General features: G+C 69.4%; 14 protein-coding genes. 9 read left to right on the top strand and 5 right to left on the bottom strand.

Translation table 11 applies throughout. The features are described 5' to 3' along the window. Nucleotides 1-307: 307 nt before the first annotated feature. From NM961_RS15085 to NM961_RS15065, 5 genes are all read right to left on the bottom strand, one after another. Entirely contained in the window at nucleotides 308-2,512 is a 2,205-nt protein-coding gene (locus tag NM961_RS15085) for a patatin-like phospholipase family protein (protein WP_255915237.1), read from the bottom strand. Nucleotides 2,513-2,742: 230 nt separating this feature from the next. Further along, the gene (locus NM961_RS15080) at nucleotides 2,743-5,076 is read right to left on the bottom strand and encodes a TonB-dependent receptor (RefSeq protein ID WP_255915236.1); all 2,334 of its coding nucleotides are present in this window, start codon (nucleotides 5,074-5,076) and stop codon (nucleotides 2,743-2,745) included. Further along, nucleotides 5,073-6,017 (bottom strand): FecR family protein, encoded by a 945-nt coding sequence (locus tag NM961_RS15075; RefSeq protein WP_255915235.1) that lies wholly within the window; start codon nucleotides 6,015-6,017, stop codon nucleotides 5,073-5,075. The genes NM961_RS15080 and NM961_RS15075 overlap by 4 nt, the downstream gene beginning before the upstream one ends. Nucleotides 6,018-6,102: 85 nt before the next feature. Then, a complete protein-coding gene (locus NM961_RS15070; protein WP_255915234.1) occupies nucleotides 6,103-6,642 on the bottom strand; it encodes an RNA polymerase sigma factor in 540 nt (179 codons plus the stop codon). 76 nt (nucleotides 6,643-6,718) lie between these two features. After that, nucleotides 6,719-7,390, bottom strand: a complete 672-nt coding sequence (locus tag NM961_RS15065; protein WP_255915233.1) for an energy transducer TonB — start codon at nucleotides 7,388-7,390, stop codon at nucleotides 6,719-6,721. 328 nt (nucleotides 7,391-7,718) lie between these two features. On the opposite strand from NM961_RS15065, the gene NM961_RS15060 reads away from it, so the two are divergent. From NM961_RS15060 to NM961_RS15020, 9 genes are all read left to right on the top strand, one after another. Next, a complete protein-coding gene (locus NM961_RS15060; RefSeq protein WP_255915232.1) occupies nucleotides 7,719-9,263 on the top strand; it encodes a hypothetical protein in 1,545 nt (514 codons plus the stop codon). A gap of 215 nt (nucleotides 9,264-9,478) precedes the next feature. After that, on the top strand, nucleotides 9,479-9,736 hold the full coding sequence (locus NM961_RS15055; protein ID WP_255915231.1) for a hypothetical protein: 258 nt from the start codon (nucleotides 9,479-9,481) through the stop codon (nucleotides 9,734-9,736). A 619-nt stretch (nucleotides 9,737-10,355) separates the two neighbouring features. Continuing rightward, nucleotides 10,356-10,781 carry a DUF2170 family protein gene (locus NM961_RS15050; protein WP_255915230.1) on the top strand — a complete coding sequence of 142 codons (426 nt, stop codon included), beginning with the start codon at nucleotides 10,356-10,358 and terminating at the stop codon, nucleotides 10,779-10,781. Between the two features lie 9 nt (nucleotides 10,782-10,790). Further along, on the top strand, nucleotides 10,791-11,450 hold the full coding sequence (locus NM961_RS15045) for a hypothetical protein (RefSeq protein WP_255915229.1): 660 nt from the start codon (nucleotides 10,791-10,793) through the stop codon (nucleotides 11,448-11,450). Then, nucleotides 11,440-11,796, top strand: coding sequence for a hypothetical protein (locus tag NM961_RS15040; protein WP_255915228.1), 357 nt, complete (start codon nucleotides 11,440-11,442; stop codon nucleotides 11,794-11,796). The genes NM961_RS15045 and NM961_RS15040 overlap by 11 nt, the downstream gene beginning before the upstream one ends. Further along, entirely contained in the window at nucleotides 11,793-12,416 is a 624-nt protein-coding gene (locus tag NM961_RS15035) for a hypothetical protein (RefSeq protein WP_255915227.1), read from the top strand. The genes NM961_RS15040 and NM961_RS15035 overlap by 4 nt, the downstream gene beginning before the upstream one ends. Before the next feature lie 138 nt (nucleotides 12,417-12,554). Continuing rightward, nucleotides 12,555-14,609 (top strand): flotillin family protein, encoded by a 2,055-nt coding sequence (locus NM961_RS15030; RefSeq protein WP_255915226.1) that lies wholly within the window; start codon nucleotides 12,555-12,557, stop codon nucleotides 14,607-14,609. A gap of 189 nt (nucleotides 14,610-14,798) precedes the next feature. Next, on the top strand, nucleotides 14,799-19,877 hold the full coding sequence (locus NM961_RS15025) for a DNA repair ATPase (protein ID WP_255915225.1): 5,079 nt from the start codon (nucleotides 14,799-14,801) through the stop codon (nucleotides 19,875-19,877). A gap of 1,004 nt (nucleotides 19,878-20,881) precedes the next feature. After that, nucleotides 20,882-21,072: hypothetical protein (locus tag NM961_RS15020; protein ID WP_255915224.1), on the top strand; the 191-nt coding region annotated here is incomplete at its 3' end.

Raw genomic sequence — 21,072 nt, 5'->3', positions numbered from 1 at the left:
CGGCGGCCGCCTCGCCGGGCGGGCGGTGCGGCGCAGTCATCGGCGGGAGGGTAGTACGGCCGCGCCGGCCGATTCAATCGTACGAACGGGAAATTGCTGCGGCGCGACAGCTCCCGGCGCGGCCTGGTTGCGCGCTGGCACGCGGCGTCATGTTGCGGCGCCCTCTTCCGCGCGGCAGCGCATGGCGGCGCGGACGGAACCTGCGCTTTGCCGCCGCCGCGCGCAGCCCGCGGACAGCGCCTGCGCCTGGCGGGCTGGTGCGGGCGCAGCCGCCGCCGCGGGAACAATGCCGCGGCGGCGCGCGGCTTCAGGGATCGGAACGCAGCAGCGGCCCGAAGCTCAGGTAGAACGAGTTGTTGCCGCCTTCCGCATGGCCGAAGCCCAGGAACATGGGGCCGAGGAAGGTATCGATACCGAGGAATACGCTGCCGGCGCCGATCAGGTCCTCGCGGTTGATCGCTTCGCGCGAATCCCAGACACCGCCGGCTTCGAGGCTGGCGCCCAGGTAGACCGGCACCGACACCAGCTTCTCCGCATCGGTGAGGCGGCGGTAGTAGACCAGCCGGCCCAGGGCGATCTGGTTGGCCAGGATCTGGTTCTCGGTGAAGCCCGACAGGTTGGCCAGTCCGCCTATGCTGCCGAAGGTGGACAGCAGGTTGTCGCTGCCGCCGGCCGAATGCAGGCGGGCGCCGAGCAGCCAGCGGTTGGGGCCGTGCGAGAACGCCGTGTCCCAGCTCAGCCGGGTCACGTCGGAAAGGCTGGAATCGTCGCCGTTGAGCAGGAGTTGCTGCGACAGGTCCAGGCGCGTGCCGCGGCTGGGGAAACCCGAATCGTCGAGGCTGTCGCGGGTGGCACGGAAGGTCAGGCCGGCGTAGGTCTGGCTGACGCCGCGGCCCAGCTCGGGCGGGCCTACGCGGCGGCGCACCTCGTCATAGCCGGTCTCCAGCGTGGTGGACAGGCGCCAGCCGGAATTCGGCGTATAGCCCAGCTCCACCGCGCTGGTGCCGCGGCTGCGGCGGAATTCGGCCAGGGCGTTGTTGGCGGTGGCGTCGGTGCTGAGCGGGAAGTTGTAGGCGCGGTATTCCAGGTACGGTGCGACATAGAACTGGCCGGCCGCGCCGAAGGGCTGGTAGTACTCGCTGTGCAAGCCGGTGATGCGGCCCAGTTCGATGCGATTGCGCGATTCGCCGCCGCGCTCGTTGAGGCCGGTGAAGTTGACCTCGCCGATGAGCTGGTAGCTGTTGCGCCCGGCGAAGTCGTCGGACAGGCGCAGGCCGAAGCGCAGGAAGTTGGGGCCCCAGCCCTTGTCCACCGGGTTCACGCTGAGGCCGGTCTGGCCGTCGCGCTGCTCCACGTTGTAGGTGATGCGTTCGTAGCTGCCGTCGCCGTAGGCCAGGCCTATGTCCTTTTCCAGCTGGTCTATGTCCAGCGGCTTGCCTACGTTGCCGGACAGGCGCTGCTCCACGTAGGCCGCGGTGCGGCTGCGCCCGCGCAGCACGTCGAGGAAGGCGATCAGCGGCGGATCGAATTCGGGCCGGTGATGGCGCTGCTGGAAGGCGGCGTACTCGGCCTCGCTGACCGCGTAGCGGCGCAGCGCCGGCAGCGCGGCCTCGGCGGCGGCCTGGCCGGCGGCGACGGCTTCGGCGGAGCGGTGGAAGTCGGCGCTGCCGATATCGCCCATCTCCGGTATCAGCAGCACGTCGCTGGACTTGTCCAGGCTCGCGATCTGCAGGTCGGTCTCGCGCTTCATCAGCGTGCCCAGCATCTGGTTGGCGATGCTGAAGGGCGAATTGAGCTTTTCCTCGGGCAGCAACGGCTCGCCCACGCTGACCACGATCAGGCGCGTGCCGCCGAGTTCGCGCGCGATGTCGATGGGAACATTGTCCACAATGCCGCCGTCCACCATGAGCCGGCCGCGGTAGCGGATCGGCGCGAACGCGCCGGGCACGGACATGGAGGCGCGTATGGCCATGGCCAGGTCGCCGTCGTTGAACACCACTTTCTCGCCGTTGGAAATATCCGTGGCGACCGGGCGGAACGGAATCGGCAGCTGGTCGAAATTGTCCAGCTCCAGGGTGGACAGCAGCAGGCGGCGCAGCAGCAGCTGCAGTTTCTGGCCCTGGATCATGCCGCGGGGCAGGGCGATGCTGCCGTTCTTCAGGCCCAGTTCTATGCCGCCGAGGAAGCGCAGTTCGTCTTCCTTGCGCCGCATGGGCAGTTCCTCGCGCGATGGGTCGTCGCGGAACATGTCCTTCCAGTCTATGCCCTTGAGCACGGCCTCGACCGCGTCCGCATCGTAGCCGGCCGAATACAGGCCGCCGGCGATGGCGCCCATGGACGTGCCGGTGATGCAGTCGACCGGAATGCGCTCGCGCTCCAGCACCTTGAGCACGCCGATATGCGCTGCGCCGCGGGCGCCGCCGCCGCCCAGCACCAGGCAGGTCTTGGCCTGGCCGGCGGCGGGCAGCAGCGCGAGCGCAAGGCCGGCCACCACCGTCTGCATGAAATTCATGATTCTTCCCTGGAGATTGCGTTTGAAGCCGGGACCGGCCGTGGGCTGTGCTGCCGGCCCGGGGATGCCCCAGCGGCGGCGTTGACGCGATGAATGCGTGCGGGCGCGGGGCTGAGGTGCATCGGGGCGGGTCTGCGCAAGCCGGTCGATACGCCGATTCTAGCGGTGCCTGTGGTCGCGGCTGTGTCGCGGCGTGGCCGAAGTTGTGCGATTGCCGCCGGTGCGCTGCCTCACTGCCACTCGTACTGCCAGCGCAGCTCGACCCGGCGCGGATCGCCCAGGCGGTAGCGGGTTTCCTGGCGGCGGTCGTTGTAGCGGAAATCCACCCGGTCCAGGTAAAGCGCATCGGCGGCATTGGTCACCGACAGGGAGAAATCGGCCTCGGCCAGGCGGTAGCCGAGGCGCAGATCGGCCAGGCTGTACGCCGGGCGGCGGTTGCCCGGGTTGATGTCCAGCGTGGTCTCGGCCTCGGCCGTGTGATAGGCGTCGAGCGAGCCGTACCAGCCGGTCTCGGCGCCGTAGCGCAGGCCGAACAGGGCCGTATGTTTCGGCGCGCCAGGCAGGCGCGGCGTCGGATCCTGGTTGTAGTAGCGGTAGTAGTCGTAGCGCGCGCTGAGGTGGCCCAGGCCCAGGGTGGCCTGCCACAGGCCCAGGCGGCCTTCCAGCTCCAGTTCGGCGCCGTAGATGCGGCCGCGCGCGCCGACGTGGTTGGTGACGTAATGGAAGCGTTCGCGCACCAGGGTGTGGAACACGGCGGTGCGCAGCTTGAGGTGTTCCTCGAACCAGCTGGCCTGCCAGCTGAGCTGGGTGGAATCGTCGCGCTCGGCCGGCTGTATCCATTCCGGGCGCACGCCGGCGCTGCTGCGTATGCCGCGGCCGTGACTCAGGCTCAGGCGCTGCCGGTCGCTGATCTGCCAGTTGCCCACCAGCATGGGCACCGGCGTGCTGGTGTCGATGCGGCCGAACTGCTGGAACAGCAGGGTGGAATCGCGCTGGGCGCAGAGGCCGGGTCGGGGCACGAAATCGGTCTCGGGCACGTCGCAGGCGATGCTGACGTAGCGCTGCTGGGCGCGTTCCTTGACCTGGCGCAGGCCGACGCCGGCGCTGAAGCGCCCGTCGTCCCAGTGCCGGCCCAGCCACAGCCAGGCGCTGCGGGTGCGGAAATCCATGTCCTGGCGGTTGTCGCCCAGGCGGCGGAAACCGGCCACCCAGGTGGCATCGCGGTCGGCGAAGGAAACCGCGCTGACTTCCGCGCCGGCGGCCATTTCCCAGTTGTCCAGCATGTAGCGGCCGCTCAGGCTGACGGCGCGGCGGCGCTCGGAATTCAGGTCGCCGGTGGGGCCGAAGCCCGAGCCCATCCACAGGCCTTTCTGCTGCGCCACGGTGCTGTTGGCGTTGAGGCGCACGTTCCAGTCGTCGCGGCCGTATTGCAGACCCAGGGCCGAGCCGGCCGCGCGGGTGCGCGTGCGCGCGGTGTCGCGGGCGTAGCTGTTGCGGTCGCGCGAAAGCGGGAACGGGAATTCGCCCGCGGCGGTGTAGAGGGCCGGATCGTCGCCGCTCACGCCGAGCAGGGACAGCTCCATGCTCGCGCCCGGCAGCGATTCCGGCACCAGGTTGAACTTGGCGTAGGCGTTGTCGACGGTACGGTGGCTGCTGTTGGCCTCGGGCACGTTGACCTCGTGCACGTAATTGGCCAGCACGCGCCGCTCCAGCGCGACGCGCATGCCGCTTTCGCCTTCGCCGAAGGTGTCCGAGTACGAAGTCGAGCCGCGCAGCTGGCCGTCGTTGCCGATGCCAGCGGTGGCGCGCAGGGTGGGCGTGGGCGCCGGCGCGGCGGTGTAGAGATCCAGCGCGCCGGCGGTGGCACTGCCGCCGCGCTCGAAGCTGCGCGGGCCGCGCTGGATCTGGATGCTGGCCACGCCTTCCACCGGCACCATGTCGCCCTCGATCAGGCTGGTGCCCAGGTCGATGCCGTCCAGGCGCACGCTGAGGCCGCTGAAGGTGTCCAGGTCGCGTTCCTGGCCGCGGATGGCGAGGCTGGCGCCGCTGGCATAGACATTGGGCGCATAGCGGCCGATCTGGCTCAGGCTGAGGAAGGGCGCGGTGGCCAGGCGGTCCTGTTCGACCCGGGTCACGCTCATGGCCTCGTGCACCATTTCGGTCACCGGCGGTGCGGCCGCAGTCACCGGCGCCAGCGACGGCAGCGGGGTGTCCTCGATGGTCAGGGCGGACAGGTTGACCCGCTCGCTGGGCGCGGCGGCGAGGATCTCGATGGCCGCGTCCTCACGCCGGCGCCAGGCCAGGCCCAGCGGAGTCAGCAGTGCATCCAGCGCCTCGGCCAGGGTGGTGCGGCGGCTGGAGGCGGCGCATTCGGCGCTGGCGACCCGGCCGGAACGGTCGACGATGGCGACATTGGCCACGGCGGACAGGCGTTCCAGGCAGCCCAGCAACGGGCCGGCTTCCAGGGCGATGTCGTATTCGGGCGGCGCGTCGGCGGCCAGCAGCGGCAGCGGCAGGGCCAGGGCAATGAGACAGGCGAGCCGGCGCCGGTGCTGTCGCCTCATCGCATGATGTAGGCGACGCGCGGTATGTGGCGCAGCTTGAGCTGGGCGGTCTGCGCCAGCACGTGCAGCGCGGCGGCCGGATCGTCCAGCGGCAGGCTGGCGGTGATCGGCCGGGCGGCCTCGGCGTCGTTGCTCAGGATGATGCGCTCGGGCAGGTAGCGGTCCAGCTCGGCCAGTACCTCGGCCAGGGGGACCTGCTCCACGCTGAGCACGCCGCCGGTCCAGCCTTCTTCCAGATTGGCGCGGCGGCCCAGGCTGGCCTGGTCGGCGCCGCTGGCGACGAAGGCGTGCTGGCCGGCGGAAAGCTCGACCGGTTCGCCTTTTCCGGCGGCCACGCGCACGATGCCTTCGTGTACGCCCACGCCGGTGCCGCTGTCGCTGCGGTCGACCACGAAGCGCGTGCCCACGGCCATGGCATCCACGCCGCCGCTGGTCACGTGCAGCGGCCGCGCCGGATCCTTGGCCACGGCGATGGAGAGGCGGCCGCGCACCAGTTCGATGTCGCGCCGGTCATCGCGCATGCTCACGCGCACGGCGCTGTCGGTGTCCAGCTGCAGCACCGAGCCGTCGGACAGGGTGCGCTGCTGCGGCTTGCCGATCTCGGTGTAGAGATCGCTGTTGAGGTTCTGCCAGGTCGGCACCACGCGCGGGCCGGCCACGACCAGGGCCAGCACCAGCAGCGGCGCGGCGGCCAGGCTCCAGCGCAGGAACGTGCGCGCGGCGCTGCGGGCGGCCGGACGGGCAACTGGCTGCGCGGCGGCGGCGGGGCTTTGCTCCAGCGCGAAGGCCGCGGCGCAGATGTCGGCATAGGCCAGGCGGTGGCGCGGGTTCTGCGCCAGCCAATGGTCCAGCGAAGCGGACTCGTCGACCGACAGGTTGCGGCCGCTGGCGATGGCGTGCCAGCGGGCGGCTTGTTGCAGCAGCGATTCGGTCGGGTTCATGGACATGGTCTCCCGCTTAGACGCGCGAGTGCCGCTTTGCCCCCAACGGGCAAAAAACGGTGCTGGCGGCCTGCCCTGGCCGTGGTCATTGCCGGCGCCTGCCGGTCAGGGCCGCGCCCAGCTGGGCCAGGGCGCGGGTCAGGTGGTTCTCGACCGTCTTGGGCTGCAGCTTCAGCTGGTCGGCGATTTCTTTCTGGGTGTGGCCGTGGATGCGCGCCAGGACCAGCACGTCGCGCGCCCGCGGCGTCAGCGTGTTCAGCGCGGCGCTGACCCGGGCCACATCCTCCTGCACGCTGGCGATGTGGTCGGCGCCCGGGGCGTGGCCGCCGGCGTCGTCGTAGTCGCTGTCGATGGCGTAGGAGTCGCTGACCATGCGCCGGCGCAGCTGGTCGCGTGCCAGATTGGTCGCGACGTGGAACAGGAAGGCGCGGGGCTTGGCGATGGCCTCGCGGCGCGATTGCGAGATCAGGCGCATGCCGGCCTCCTGCGCCAGGTCCTCGGCCAGGCCGGCGTCGCCGCAGAGGCGGCGCAGATAGGCCACCAGCTCGCTGTAGCAGCTCGCATACAGGTCGGCGATGGAGTCGGCGGCGGCATCGGGCGTGCTCCGGTCCGGGGTCGCGCTCATGCCGGGCGGCCGCAACCGCAGGCGGCGGGGCCGGGCCGGCGCGGCGAGCCGGTCGGAGTGGCGGCGGCGCGGAGCATCAGATGCTGAGCTGGTAGACCACGGGCAGGCGCAGTTCGAGCTGGCGCGCCTCGCCGGTGAAGAAGGCCGCGCTGGGAACCGGCGAGGCGCGGCGCAGCAGGTCCATCGCGGCCCGGTCCAGCACCTCGTGGCCCGAACTCTGGGCGATGCGCTGGTTGACCAGGCGGCCGTCGGGCATCAGCACGACCAGGATTTCCACCGTGCCCTGCATGCGTGCGCGCCGGGCCGAGGCCGGATAGCGCCGGTGCTGGGCCAGCCATTCCAGTACGCGCAGGGTGGCGTTGTTGACCGCGGCCTCGCCGGTGTCGGCCACGGCGGTGCCGGGCAGCGGCGTTGCGCTGAGTGCCGGCGCCGGCTGCGGCAGGGCTTCCACCGGGGCCGGTTCCTGTGACGCGGCCGCAGGCAACGGCGGCGGGGTTGTGGCAGTCTCCGCCAGCTGGCGCGGGGCGGGCTGGGGACGGGAGGCGGCCACCGGCCTGGGCGGCGGCGGCGCCGGCAGGGCCTGCGGCGCGGTCTGCGCCAGCGGCGGCGGAACGGGAGCGCCGCCGGCGCGCAGGCGCACCTGCAGGGCGGGCTTTTCGGGATCGGGCTGGAAGTCGGCGATCCACTGCCACAGCAGCAGGCCGGCGGCAGCGTGCAGCAGTACGGAAATCAGCAGGGCGGCGGCCACCGGACGACGCGGTTCGACCGCCGCAGTCACCGCGAAGACGGCATCACGCGCGCCCGCGCACGCGGGAACGGCGGCGTCGGCAAGCGGAGTCTCGGGCGTTGCGAGCAGGAAGAAATGCGCGGCGTTGGATGACGAACTCGGCATCGCTGGCGTGACTGCTACGGAACTGGCGGCGGATATTAGCCATAGTGCCGCTAAAAATGCATGTGGTTTTGCGGGAAAGTAACGTGTTGGGGGGATTGGCCGCGCCGTGCGTCTTGTGTGGTTGATTGCAGGAGCACGGCCCGCCGGTCCGGGGCGCTGTAGCGGGAACAACGAAGGTATGACGATGAAAAACACCACTTTGCGTACATCGGGCCTGACCGGCCGCCTGCTCGCGGCGCTGGCCCTGGGCGTGTGCGCAAGCAGTGCCAGCGCGGTACGGCTGGATCCGGACGGCACCGGCCAGGTGCTGATCTATCCGTACTACACCACGCGCGGCGGCAACCAGACGGTTTTCTCCATCACCAACCATTCCGACCGGCACAAGGCGCTGCGCGTGATCCTCGCCGAGGCGCGCAACGGCCGCACGGCGCTGGAGCTGAATGTCTATCTCGCGCCGCGCGATAGCTGGTCCTCGACCGTGTTCTACCTCAACGATTCGACCCCGGCCGCACTGGCCACGGGCGATGATTCCTGCACCTTCCCGGGCGCGGAGCGCTTTGCCGGCGTACTGGTCGGCGGCCGTCCGTACCAGGATCTGCGCATGAACGATTTCGTCGGTTCGCGCGAGGACGCCGGTCCCAGCGTCAAGGACCGCCTGCGCGAAGGCTTCATCAAGGTGTTCGAGATGGGCACCCTGGTGCCGAACACCCCGCCGGCGCTGGCGATCACGCCCGCGGCCAGCGGCGTGCCGGCCAATTGCGGTGAACTGGGCAATGGCTGGAGCACCTACTGGCGCAGCAATCCCTCCGCGCACATGACCAATCCCACCGGTGGCCTCAGCGGCGAAGCCTATGTGCTGAATGTGGGCGCCGGCACGGTGATGTCCTACCAGGCCACGGCGCTGGCGGATTTCCGCACCGATCCGGCCGACGTGCCCGCCGGCAGCCGCTCCAGCGTGGTGCTGCACCGCACGGCGGAAGAGCGCGTGGATTTCGACAAGGCGCTGAACGATCCGGCCACGCAGATGGCCGAAGCCGTAGTCGACCTGCCCAACCGCCGCCTCAACCTGCAATACGCCGCTGAGCGCGCGGTGGACGCGGTCAGTGCGGTGCTGTCGGCCGATGCGGTCAACGTGAGCTATTTCAGCGACCACACGGTCGGCGCGACCACCGACTGGGTGATCAATTTCCCGACCCGTTCCTTCTACACCGACCAGGCCCGCGTCGGCACCGAACCGGTCAAGCCCTTCACCGGCCTGTACCCGACCAGCGGCAGCGAGACCAGCGCGATCATGCGCGTGCCCTACGGCCTGTACGACCGCGGCGGCGGCAACATCGCCAACGCGCCCAACGTGGCCAGCGTCGATCTGCGCTTCTCCACCCAGATCATCGCGCTTGCGCCGGGCCAGGTCGCCAACGACATCCACGGCCGCCCGCTGGGCTCGGAGCTGGACGTGTATCTGCAGTCGGTGCTCAGCGGCAGCCGCCGCGACGGCGGCTGGATAGGCCTGGACCTGGTGCGCTATCGCGACACGAGCGGCGCTGTCTATACGCGCGATTTCCGCCCGGCCGAAGACGGCACCGTGATGCTGGGCCTGCCGGTGATCGGTTTCGCGGCCGTCAACTATGTCAACAACAATGCCAACCCTGGCGTGATGGCGAACTACAGCATGGCCAATCCGCAACGCCGCAGCCAGGACTGCCGACGCAACACGCTTTCCTGCAAATGACCTGACCCCCGCGCCCGCGGCCGCCGAAACGGCGGAAGCAGGCGCGGTGCCAGGCAACTAGAGCGCCGCAGGGGCGGCGCTTCCCCGCTCTCCCTCCTGGGAATGGTTTCGTGCGCGCCACGAGGGACGCCTGTTGCCTGGATTTTGATGCGAGCGGGGTTTTTTGCTGGTTGTACATGCCGACCCAGGTCGGTTCTAGCTAAGGAAGTAGCGCCATGTACCGCATTCCCGATATGCACACTGTCATGAACGCCGGACGCCGCCCGCGCCTGCAGCGCGTCGCCGCCTACCGGCGTCTGGGCTACCGCGTCATCGTCGAAGGGACGCCGACGACCCCGCTGCGCTGGAAGGTGTTCCGCCCGTGGCTGCGTACGGTTTCCGCCTCGGGCATCGTCGCCTCGCGCGAAGCCGCGATCACGGCGGCCAACGCCTGGATTCGCGCCGACGTGGACGCGGCCCGTCTGCACAACTGATTGCCGGATGATGTGAGGGGTGCGCGGCGGCGGTGTTTTGGCCACCGCCGCCGCGCGCTCCTTGCCTCTCGATGAAATGGGGTTGGGGAAAATTGCGCGTTTGCGCAATGGCAAGAAATAACGACACGGGGAGCTGCGGCCGGCGTCGCCGCCGGCACCGCGCGGCAGGCTGACGGCGGAGCGCCGCCGGGCCGCTGCGGCGGCTTCCTCCGGGGTCAGGGCGACGGGCTGCAACGGCCCAGGCGCCTCCCGCCGCGCGGCTGCACTCGGGCAGCCGCGCGCGGGATCTTCTTCACTGCGTATTCCGGGCGGCCGCTACGGCCCGCCGCGGCACCGTTTTCCGATGGGGTGGATGCAGTCCGTTCCGCTTTCGCAGCCGTGCGGCCGCCGCGCATCCGGCCCGCCCGGCGCGGCGCGCGCCGCCCCGACGACGCCTGGCGCCGGGCACCGCTTTCCTGCCGCGGGTTTTTCCCGGCGCGGCACGCACCGGGAGCGAGGGCGTTTCCACAACCGCACCGCGGATCCCATCCGCGGACATAATATGTCTTGACATGTTATGTCCGCCGGCATAGCGTCGCCGCATGCCGCAACCGCTGCATCGCATCCCGGGAGGGGGAGCATGCCTAGCCCGCGCCGTCTGGCCACGCTGATCAAGTCCGCCGTGCCGCTGCTCAAGCGGCAGATCCTGGTGGACGCTGTCGACGCCATCCCCATCGCCGGCGAAGTGCCGGTCATCGAGATCAGCTTCCCGGGCAGCGACCGCCTGCCCATCTACGTCACCGATACCGGCAGCCAGCTGCTGTGCATCAGCTATCTCTGGCGCGACGACGAAGTGAAGCCGCGCCTGCGCGCAAAGCTGATGGAAACCCTGCTCGACCTGAATCCCGCCGTGCCGCTGTCCTCGTTCGGGCGCATAGGCGCGCATTTCGTCCTGGTCGGCGCGCTGAGTCCCGCCGCTTCGCCCGCTGACATGGCCCTGGAACTGGCCACCCTCGGCGACAACGGCCGCGACGCGCTGACCACGCTGGCCGAATTCCTGGTCTGAGGAACTGCCATGGCCTGGTGGGACGACATCCGCGACATGCTGCGCCAGGACCTGGGCGCAACCCCGGCCCGGTCCGCGCCGGAGGCGGCGCCGGCACCGCTGCGCCAGGCCCGCCAGCTGCTCAGCCGCACCGCGCGCGAACTGGCCCAGGCCCGCGGCCGCGCCGAGACCGTCGCGCGCCGCCTGGCCCGTGCCCAGGCCCAGCTGGAGGCGCTGACCCGCGCGCCGCAGCCGCATCCGCGCTACCACGCCCGCCTGCTCGACCTGTCCCGCGCCATCGCCCGCGACAGCGGCCTGGCCGGCGGCTTCCAGGCCCACCTGGCCCAGCTCGACCTGCTGCACGACGAAGTCAGCCGCCAGTTGCGCGAACTGGACCACGACCTGGACATGGCCCGCGCCGCCAGCACCCTGGGCCAGGCCACCGATGCCGTCGCGCGCCGCCGCGCCACACGCGCGGTTGCCAGGCCCGCGTCCACCCGGCCGGCCGCCGCCAAGCCCGGCTCCGTCAGCACGAAGAAGAAGGCCAGGCCGGAGCCATCGCCTTCCGATCCCGAATCCCCAATCCCGAATCCCGCCCCCAAGGGCTTCCGCCGCGCCCGCACCAGCCGCGTACTGGCCGCGCTGGAAAAACTGCCGCCGCGGCGGCCAGGCAGGCGCGATGAAGACTGAGCTGCCCAGCCGCTGGCGTTCCTCGCAGCCCGCCTTGCGCGCCGTCCAGGTGGCCTTCGACGTGACCGAGGCCGTGCTGCAGGCGGTGCGCGCGGCCGCCTACGAGGCCAACCTGTCCAATTCCGACCAGGTGCGCGTGGTGCTTGGCCTGCCGCTGCTGCGCCAGGCCAAGCGGCCGCGCCTGACCGTGAGCCTGAGCGAGGATGACTACAAACTGCTCGCCGCGCGCTATGGTCTGGACCCGGGGGATCACCTGGCCATCAAGGAGCGCGTCGGCGCCGCGCTGGTCGCGTTCGCAGAAAAACACCGCAAGACCCGTTCCGGCAAGAGGACCGTGAAGTCATGAGCTTTATCCAATTGCTGACCCAGTATCCGGCCTTCGTGCCCAGCATCCTGATCGGCGTGCTGCTGGTGTTCTGGCTGGCCGCCATCGTCGGCCTGCTGGATTTCGACAGCGTGGGCCCGGACTGGATAGGCGGCCATGACGCCGGCGATGTCGACGGCCTGCCCGAGACCGTGCTCGCCCTGGGTTTCGACCGCCTGCCGTTCTCCATCGTGATCAGTGCCATCGGCCTGTACTGGTGGCTGCTGACCATGCTCGCGGCGAACCTGCTGCTGCCGCTGGTGCCGCTGCCGGTATGGCTGGGCGGCACCGTGCTGCTGGCGGCGGCGCTGGTCGCCGCGGTATTCCTCGCCGCGTTCTCGCTGCGGCCCCTCAAGCCGCTGTTTGCCGTGAATGCTCCGGCGACGCGGGAATCGGCCCTGGGCAAGCGCTGCCGCATCCTGACCCTGAGCGTGGAGGAGAATTTCGGCCAGGCCGAGGTGGACATGGGCGACGGCACCCGCCTGACCCTGCAGGTCTACGCCAGCGTCCCCAACCGATTGGCGCGCGATGCGCAGGCACTGATCATCGACTTCGATGCCGGACGCAAGCGTTACCTGGTGGCCGAATTCGATCCGCCCTGACGTTCGCAAACCACCCGCTGCGGCGTTCATGCAGGAACGCCGGCGGGCCGCGGTGCCGCCTCATCCCTTGCACGCCCTGCACGGCGCGCAGAAAAAACCTGACGTAAACGCATACCACTTGTTGCCGGAGCCAGCGCCATGGATATCACAGTCACCACGCTGATCGTCGTCGTCGTGCTCGTCGCCCTCGCCGTGCTCGCCCTGATGGCCGTCGTGGCCAAGTTCTATCAAAAGGTCGACCAGGGCCGCGCCATGATCGTCAACACCATGCGCGCCGAGCCGGAAGTGACCTTCACCGGCCGCCTGGTCATTCCGGTGCTGCACCGGCGCGAGGTGATGGATATTTCGCTCAAGACCATCGAGATCGAGCGCATGGGCAAGGAAGGCCTGATCTGCAAGGACAACATGCGCGCCGACATCAAGGTGAAATTCTTCGTGCGCGTCAACAAGACCCGCGAGGACGTGCTGCGCGTGGCCCAGGGCATAGGCTGCGAGCGCGCCAGCAACCAGGCCACGCTGGAAGACCTGTTCAGCGCCAAGTTCTCCGAAGCGCTCAAGACCGTGGGCAAGGCCATGGACTTCGTCGACCTGTACGAGGCGCGCGACCGCTTCCGCGACCAGATCGTGCGCCAGATCGGCGATGAACTCTCGGGCTATGTGCTGGAGGATGCCGCCATCGACTACCTTGAGCAGACTCCGCTGGAAAAGCTCGATCCGCACAACATCCTCGACGCCCAGGGCATCAAGAAGATCACCGAGCTCACCGCCGAGCAGAACGTGTTCACCAACGAGCTGCGCCGCAACGAGGAAATGCGCATCAAGAAGAAGGACGTGGAGACGGCCGAGGCCGTGCTGGAGCTGGAACGGCAGAAGGCCCATGCCGAAGCCAACCAGCAGCGCGAAATCGCCATCACCCGCGCGCGTGAGGAAGCCGAGGCGGCCAAGGTCGCCTCCGAAGAGCGCGCCAAGGCCGAGGCGGCGCGCCTGCTGGCCGAACAGCAGATCGCGGTGCAGACCGAGAACATGAAGCGCGAGGCCGAGGTGGCGGAGAAGAACCGCCAGCGCGCCGTCGCCATCGAGGAAGAGAAAGTCACCCGCGCGCGCGAGCTGGAAGTGGTCGACCGCGAGCGCGAAGTCACGCTGCAGCGCATAGAAAAGGAAAAAGCCGTCGAAGTGCAGAAGAAGGCCATCGCCGACGTGATCCGCGAGCGCATCGTGGTCGAGCGCACCGTGGCCGAGCAGGAAGAAGAGATCAAGAACCTGCGCACCCTGTCCGAGGCCGAGCGCACCAAGAAGAGCACCATCGTGCTGGCCGAAGGCCAGGCGGAAGAAAAGTTCATCACCGAAGTGAAGACCGCGCTGGCCGACGAGCAGCGCGCCAAGCACAAGGCGTCCGAGGAACTCACCATGGCCGAGGCGCGCCTGGCCATCGCCAGCAAGACCGCCGAAGGCAAGAAGCGCGAAGCCGAAGGCGTGGAGGCGCTGGCCGCCGCGAGCGGACTGGCCGCCGCCAAGGTCGCCCTGGCCAAGGCCGATGCGGACGAGAAGGCCGGCATGGTCTCGGCCAAGGTGCAGATCGCCGAGGCCGACGCCATCTCCAAGCAGGGCGCGGCCACGGCCGAGGCGCTGCGCCTGAAGCTGGAAGCCGAAGCCAGCGGCAAGCTCAAGTACGGCGAAGCCGAAGCCGCGGCGATCGCCGCGCGCTTCGCGGCCGAAGCCGGCGGCCTCAAGGACAAGTTTGAAGCCATGCAGGCGATGAGCGCCGACACGCGCGCCCACGAGGAACAGCGCATGCAGCTGGACTACGCGCACGCGCAGCGCCTCAAGAGCATCGAGGCCAACCAGGCCATCGCGCGCGAGCAGGCCGAAGTGCTGTCCAAGGCGCTGGGTGCGGCCAAGATCGAGATTGTCGGCGGCGACGGCGAATACTTCGAGCGCTTCATGCGCAGCCTGAGCCTGGGCAAGGCCATCGACGGCACCGTCGACAAGAGCGACCTGCTCAGCACCGCCCTGGCCGAGCACAAGGCCGGCAAGCGCGACCTGATCGCCGATGCGCGTGAGCTGATCGCCGCGCTGGGCGGCGCCGATGCGGTGCGCGATCTTTCCATCGCCGGGCTGATGCAGAAGCTCACCGCCTCCGGACGCCACGGCGACGTGGAGACGCTCAAGCGCCTGAGCGGCGACGGCGCGTGAACGGCGCCGCTGCCGCGCAACGCTGAGGTCTGCGCCGGCGCGCGGCCGTGACGGGAATGCCGGAAGCCCCGCGGCCGCGCGCCGCAGGTGCCGGCGCCCGGGCGGCGCGGTTCCGGCCAGATGCTGTTTCCCGCCGGCCTTCGCCGCGCAACCACCGCCGCGAAAGCCGCAGCCCAGCAAGGGATAGCCATGTCCGATTCCGCCACCTTTGAACTGCTGCGCAAGCGCCTGGTCGCCGCGGCCGAGACCCTGCACGGCAAGGCCGAGGCGCTCAACGCCCGGCGCGTGGAGGCCTTCGGCCGGGTCGAATCGCGCCTGGCAGCGCGCCTGGCCGCACGCACCGAAAACAACTGCGTCGCGCGCGATATCGTGCGCGTCGGCGAGGTGCTGCTGTTCGGCTACAACGTGTTCATCGGACTGAAGAAGGAAACTGCGGTCGGCGACGTGTTCTGCCTTTACCGCCTGGACGAGGGCGCGGAAGGGCAGGAACTGGTGCCGCTGCCGCTGGAAGGCTCCTTCCTTGCCGATGCGCGCTTCGCGGCGGATTTCCGCGAACTGTTCACCTATTACCGCGCCACCACGCTGGACCAGCTGCGCGTGCTGGACGAGCGCCTGCTGCTGGTGTTCCGCACCGGCTCCCAGGCCGGCGACAAGCGCGTGTTCCGCTTCGCCATCGAGCGCGACGGCAAGGTCAGCTACATCGACAACCGCGGCGACCGCGAGCACGTGCTGCCGCCCAGCCACGATTTCGAATGGACGCCGGTAACGCGCGAGCAGTATGTGCTGGGACGGCATCCGCACATCAACGTGCTGGACAGCGTCTTCGTCGAGACCGTCGCCGGCGATTTGACGATAAAGGTGGAAAACAATACCGAGACCGGGCTGGGCATCTACAGCGAGCCGGTCGAGGACAGGAACCAGTCGCTGGCTGACGCGGAAGTCGCCTACGCCGACCTGCGCAGCCTGATCCTGCTGCGCGTGAAGCCGTACCGCGAGGACACCACGCGCTACCTGGTGTTCAACAAGCGGCTCAAGTCGGTGGTGCGCATCGACGAGATCGGCGCCTCCTGCCTGCAGCTGCCGGAAGACCATGGCCTGGTTTTCCCGGGCGGCTACTACCTGGAATCCGGCGACTTCAAGCGCTTCGCCGAACTGGGCCATGATTTCTCCGGCTACCGCATCAAGCGCCATCTGCGCGCGCCCAGCGGCGAGGACATGCTGTACGTGTTCTACGAGCCGGTCGGCGGCAGCTATGCGCTGCTGTCCTACAACCTGATCGAACGCAGCATGAGCCAGCCGCTATTGGGCAACGGCTACGCGCGCTTTGCCGACGGCCGCGTGCTGCTGATTACGCCTGAAGCGCCGGACCAGGCCTCGCGCCTGCACACCATGCAGCTGTGGCGCACGCCGTTCGCGTTCGAGGAATACGCCAGCGCACAGCCGCGCGTGGCCGGCCTGCTCGGCCGCCTGGGCAATGCGACCGTGGTGCGCGCCCTGGCCGAACTGCGCGAACTGCGCCGCCTGGCCGAGGACACCGGCAGCCGCGGCGCCTACGAGCGCCTGCTGCGCGTGGCGGCGCGCTGCAGCGACGCCTATCCCTGGCTGGGCGAGGCCGAAGTCGGCGATATCGGCAGCGAAGTCGCGACGCTGGCGCGCAGCGGCCGCGAGGCGCTGAACGCCTACGAGAAACTGGAGCGCGCGCAGAACGAAGCGGCCCAGCTGGTCGCCGCCGCCGGCAAGACCGTGGCCGAGCTGCTCTCGCGCGTGGCCAGCCTGCTGTGGCAGAAGCCCGACGATTTCACCGACGCCATCCGCCAACTCAAGCGCAAGCGCGGCGAACTCACCGTGATGGGCGAACAGCCGCATGTGGACGGCGCCGCCATCGCCGCGCTGGATGCGCGCCTGCGCGAGGAACTGGAGCGCATCGGCGCGCGTGCGCTGAAATTCTTCGCCGACCCGGCCGCCTTCGCCACGCTGCGCCAGGGTCTGGCCGACAGTGCCGCGGCGGTCAACGATGCGCGCACCACCGCGGCGCTGGCGCCGGTGGCGGAGAAGCTCGATGCGCTGGCCGAATCGCTGGATGGCCTGTCCGAACTGATCGCCGGTTTCGAGCAGAGCGACGCGCAGCAGCGCGCCGCGCTGCTCGGCGAAACCTCGCAGCTCTACGCCGAGGTCAACCGCATCCGCGCCGCCTTGCGCGCGCGCCGCGAAACCTTGCTGGTGCAGGAACAGGGCCTGGAGTTCGGCGCCCAGCTCACGGTGCTGGAGCAGTCCGTGCTCAACCTGCTCGGCCGCTGCGACACGCCGGAAAGCGCCGATGCCGGCCTGGCCCAGGTGCTGAGCCAGATCGAACAGCTGGAAGCGCGCTTCGGCGAGCAGCCGGATTTCCTGGTCGAACTCACCTCGCGCCGGGAAAGCGCGCTGGAAGCCTTTGCCGCGCGGCGCGAGCAGATCGCCGGCCAGCGCGACAAGCGCGCCCAGGCGCTGAAGGAAGCCATAGGCCGCGTGCTCGACGGCGTGCCGCGGCGCGTGGCCAAGATCGGCGTGGCCGAGGAGCTGCACGCCTTCTTCGCCGGCGACACCCTGATCGAACGCGCCCAGCGCCAGCTGGAGGAATTGCGCGGCATAGGCCAGGCCGTGGCCGCCGACGAACTGGCCGGCCGCCTGCGCGCGCTGAAGGAAGCCGGCCTGCGCGATCTGCGCGACCGCAACGAGCTGGGCACCAGCGGCGCCGCGCTGGCGCTGGGGCGGCATCGCTTCAGCATCGAACGCGGCACGCTGGATCTGGCCCTGCTGCACGACAGCGACGGCCTTGCGCTGCAGCTCACCGGTACCGACTACCGCCGCCGCGTGCAGGACGCGCGCGCCGAAAATTACCGCAGCGTCTGGGGCCAGCCGCTGCCCAACGAAACCGCGCAGATCTACCGCGCCGAATTCCTTGCCGCGCTACTGTGGCGCCGCATCGAAGCCGGCGATGCAGCCCTGCGTGACGCGCTGCGCGCCGCCGATGCGCAGGTGCTCATCGATGCTGTCGCGGCCGAAGCCCAGCGCCGTCCCAGCGAGGATTACCAGCGCGGCGTGCACGATGTGGACGCCGCCGCCATCCTGCGCGAACTCGCGCGCCTGTCCGTGGCTGCGGGCGAACTGCGCCAGCCCGCTGCGGCGCGCGTGCTGGCCCAGGCCTGGTACGCGGCGCAGCGCGAACAGGCCCAGGCCGCGCTGCGCGCGCACGCCGCCGGCTTGCACTGGTTCCTGCAGCGCGAGGAAGCCGTACCGCTGCCGGCGAGCTGGCTGAGCGGCCTGCAGAGCTGCGCGCAGCAACTGGGCTTCGCCGCCAGCGAAGCGCAGGCGCAGACGGCGGCGCGGCACCTGGTTGCCAGCCTCGGCGGCGAGCGCGCCCAGTTCGCCGCGCATTCCGCTGCGCTGGATCTGGCGGCGCGTGCGGGCAGCGAACTGCCGCGCAGCGCGCTGGCCGCATTGCAGTCCGAACTCTCCGCCGCCGAGCGCCTGGACCTGGCACGCCAGTGGTGCGCGCGCCTGGCGCCGGAGCAGCCCGACGTGGCGCTGGAAGCCGGCGCCATCCTCGCTTTCGCCGATCTGCCGCGCGAACGCATCAATGCCGAACTGGCGGTGGACGTGAGCGGCCTGCGCGGCGCCCATGCGCGCCTGCGCGATGGCGTGCTGCGGCTGGACCTGCCCGAGTTCCTCTCCCGCCTCGCCGCGCACGCGGAAAACGGCGAGCGCGCCTGGCACGATTTTGCCCGCCTGCGCCACGGCCTGGTCGAGGACGAACGCCGCCGCCTGGGCCTGGACCGCTTCCTGGCCAAGCCCATGGCCGGCTTCGTGCGCAACCGCCTGATCGACGAGGTCTACCTGCCGCTGATCGGCAACAACCTGGCCAAGCAGATCGGCAGCGTCGGCGACGCGCGCAGCGACCGTTCCGGCCTGCTGCTGCTGATCTCGCCGCCGGGCTACGGCAAGACCACGCTGATGGAATACATCGCCGACCGCCTCGGCATGATCTTCGTGCGCGTGAACGGGCCGACCCTGGGCCACGAGGTCAATTCGCTGGATCCGGCCAGCGTGAGCCAGCGCGGCGCGGCGGAGGAACTGGTCAAGCTCAACCTCGGTCTCGCCATGGGCGTGAACGTGATGCTGTACCTGGACGACATCCAGCACCTCTCGGCCGAGTTCCTGCAGAAGTTCATCAGCCTGGCCGACGGTACCCGGCGCATCGATGCCGTGATCGACGGCGAGGCGCGCACGCTGGATCTGCGCGGCAAGCGCTTCGCCCTGGTGATGGCGGGCAATCCGTATACCGAATCCGGCGAGGTGTTCCGCATTCCCGACATGCTGGCCAACCGTGCCGATGTCTACAACCTCGGCGATGTGCTGAGCGGGCGCGAGGCGCTGTTCGCCGACAGTTACATCGAGAACGCGCTGACCGCCAACCCGCTCAGCGCGCCGCTGGCCGAGCGGCCGCGCACGGAAATTCAGGCCGTGCTGCGTGCCGCGCGTGGCGGCGAGGAAGAAATCCCGGCCGAACTGCCCGGCGGCCTGGAAATGCTGGAGCTGGTGCGCCGCATGGTCGGCGTGCGCGACGTGCTGATGCGCGTCAACGCCGCCTATGTCGCCAGTGCCGCCCAGGACGACGCCTACCGCAGCGAACCGCCGTTCAAGCTGCAGGGCAGCTATCGCAACATGGTCAAGCTTGCCGCCCAGCTCAGCCCACTGCTGACGCCCGCGGAACTCGATTCGCTGATCCGCGACCATTACCGCGGCGAAGCCCAGACCCTGGGCGCCCGCGCCGAAGAAAACCTGCTCAAGCTGTCGCAGCTGATCGGCGCGCCGGATGCTGCCGAGCAGGCGCGGTGGAACGAACTAGTGGAAAACTTCCGCCGCCTTGCCAAGCAGGGGGGCAAGGACGCCGACGGCGCCACGCGCATGGCGCAGACCCTGGCCGAGATCGCCGTGCAGCTGGAAAAACAGGGCGCCCACAGCCAGGGCCTGGGCGACGCGCTGGGCGCGCTGGAGGCCCTGCGCAGCCTGGCCGATATCCAGACCAGCCTGCAGCGCGAGCCGCGCCTGGAAATGCCGCCGGCACTGAACGAGACGCTGGCGCGCATGGCCAAGGCCTACGAGGAAACCCTGTTGCCCCTGGTCTCCGCACTGCATCACAAGATGACGCTGGACCATGACATGTGGGAACAGGTGCGTACGGTGCGGACCAGTCTGGATATGTTGGTCAAGCGCCTGGGCAAGAGTTGAACTGCCGGCAGCGCCCTGTGCCGGCGGAAGCATCGATTGCTGTCGGTTCGGATGGCTTATGCCGCATCGCCGCTTGCTTGGCGTCGGGCTGCCGATACGATCGCCGGCGCCGGCCGTGGTCTTTGATCTGTCCGGCGGTCTGAGGGCGACAGCGGGTGTCTTGTTGAAGGGGGTCTTTTTTTTTTTCGACAGCGCTGCACCCGAAAGACACCGTTGTCGTTTGAGCGCGAGTATCGGAGTTTTGCGCAATTCGGGTGTGTCTGCCGAGTTTCTCTTCAGTGTTGTGTGCGCGCCTTTATCGCGCCGACTGCTTGCACGCCCTGGCATACGCAGCGGGTGTGAGTTTTTGTGAGGCAGGGAATTTTTCGGTCAGGCGTGAACTTCGCTTTACGCTTGTCCGTCTCAGGATGTAACCTCACCCAGGACATCGGGCGATCCCGCAAGGATCGTAGTTTGTCGCAGCGCCGGCCCGACGCCGGCAATGGTTTGTCGGCGCCTGCCGTACCTACGGCACCGCTCCCGCCCGGGCGCCGAATGCTCACTTCAACCAGACCGCTGTCGCCATCGGCGAGACAGCGATGCGTTGCAATACACCGGTCGTTGCGATCGCCGCATCAAACGTGTGCGGTGTTGGCGGTGGTTCCTTAATTGCTTTTCCAGCCCCGCTTCCTTCACTGGTTCCGGTCGGTCTGGTTCGGCTCCGATTTTCCGCTTTCGTCGATCCGGTTCGGGATTGTGTCGTGGCCAGGCGTCGTGGAACGGTTCGGTCCACCGATCTCTTTCGGGGGGAAAGCATGTCTGGTCCGTCGTAAGGAAAACAAAGTGCCGGCCGCCCGGCGGGCCGAGTTGGTGGCTGCAAGGCAGAGATGGCGTCATGGGCGCCGGTCCGTGGACTGGTGCCGATGCCGCCGGAGACAGAGCAGGCTGAGAGGTTTGCTTCTGTCATCGCAGTGGATGCGGACCACGCACTGGATGTGCGTGGCCGATTTTTCAGGGGGTAAGCCATGCGTGGTGGTACTGTGTCCCGGCGTCTGCTCGCCGGCGTGTTGGGCGTGCTGGCCGCCGTGCCGGTGCTGGCCCAGGTGCAACGCACCTTCGTCAACCTGGGCTTCGAGCTGCCGAGTGCGGCGCCGTCGAACTGCTATTTCCAGGTATCCGAGGCGCTGGTGCCGGGCTGGACGACGACGCATCCGTC

The sequence above is a fragment of the Tahibacter harae genome (genome assembly GCF_024437735.1).
In the GTDB taxonomy this organism is placed as follows: Bacteria; Pseudomonadota; Gammaproteobacteria; order Xanthomonadales; family Rhodanobacteraceae; genus Tahibacter; species Tahibacter harae.
The sequence above is the reverse complement of the archived record's forward strand: the minus strand, read 5'-3'. Positions and strand labels throughout refer to the sequence as shown.

Excerpts from the sequence above, each read along its gene's own strand:
- NM961_RS15085 (WP_255915237.1), bottom strand. The coding sequence starts at position 2,512 with ATGAATTTCATGCAGACGGTGGTGGCCGGCCTTGCGCTCGCGCTGCTG.
- NM961_RS15080 (WP_255915236.1), bottom strand. The coding sequence starts at position 5,076 with ATGAGGCGACAGCACCGGCGCCGGCTCGCCTGTCTCATTGCCCTGGCC.
- NM961_RS15075 (WP_255915235.1), bottom strand. The coding sequence starts at position 6,017 with ATGAACCCGACCGAATCGCTGCTGCAACAAGCCGCCCGCTGGCACGCC.
- NM961_RS15070 (WP_255915234.1), bottom strand. The coding sequence starts at position 6,642 with ATGAGCGCGACCCCGGACCGGAGCACGCCCGATGCCGCCGCCGACTCC.
- NM961_RS15060 (WP_255915232.1), top strand. The coding sequence starts at position 7,719 with ATGAAAAACACCACTTTGCGTACATCGGGCCTGACCGGCCGCCTGCTC.
- NM961_RS15055 (WP_255915231.1), top strand. The coding sequence starts at position 9,479 with ATGTACCGCATTCCCGATATGCACACTGTCATGAACGCCGGACGCCGC.
- NM961_RS15050 (WP_255915230.1), top strand. The coding sequence starts at position 10,356 with ATGCCTAGCCCGCGCCGTCTGGCCACGCTGATCAAGTCCGCCGTGCCG.
- NM961_RS15045 (WP_255915229.1), top strand. The coding sequence starts at position 10,791 with ATGGCCTGGTGGGACGACATCCGCGACATGCTGCGCCAGGACCTGGGC.
- NM961_RS15040 (WP_255915228.1), top strand. The coding sequence starts at position 11,440 with ATGAAGACTGAGCTGCCCAGCCGCTGGCGTTCCTCGCAGCCCGCCTTG.
- NM961_RS15035 (WP_255915227.1), top strand. The coding sequence starts at position 11,793 with ATGAGCTTTATCCAATTGCTGACCCAGTATCCGGCCTTCGTGCCCAGC.
- NM961_RS15030 (WP_255915226.1), top strand. The coding sequence starts at position 12,555 with ATGGATATCACAGTCACCACGCTGATCGTCGTCGTCGTGCTCGTCGCC.
- NM961_RS15025 (WP_255915225.1), top strand. The coding sequence starts at position 14,799 with ATGTCCGATTCCGCCACCTTTGAACTGCTGCGCAAGCGCCTGGTCGCC.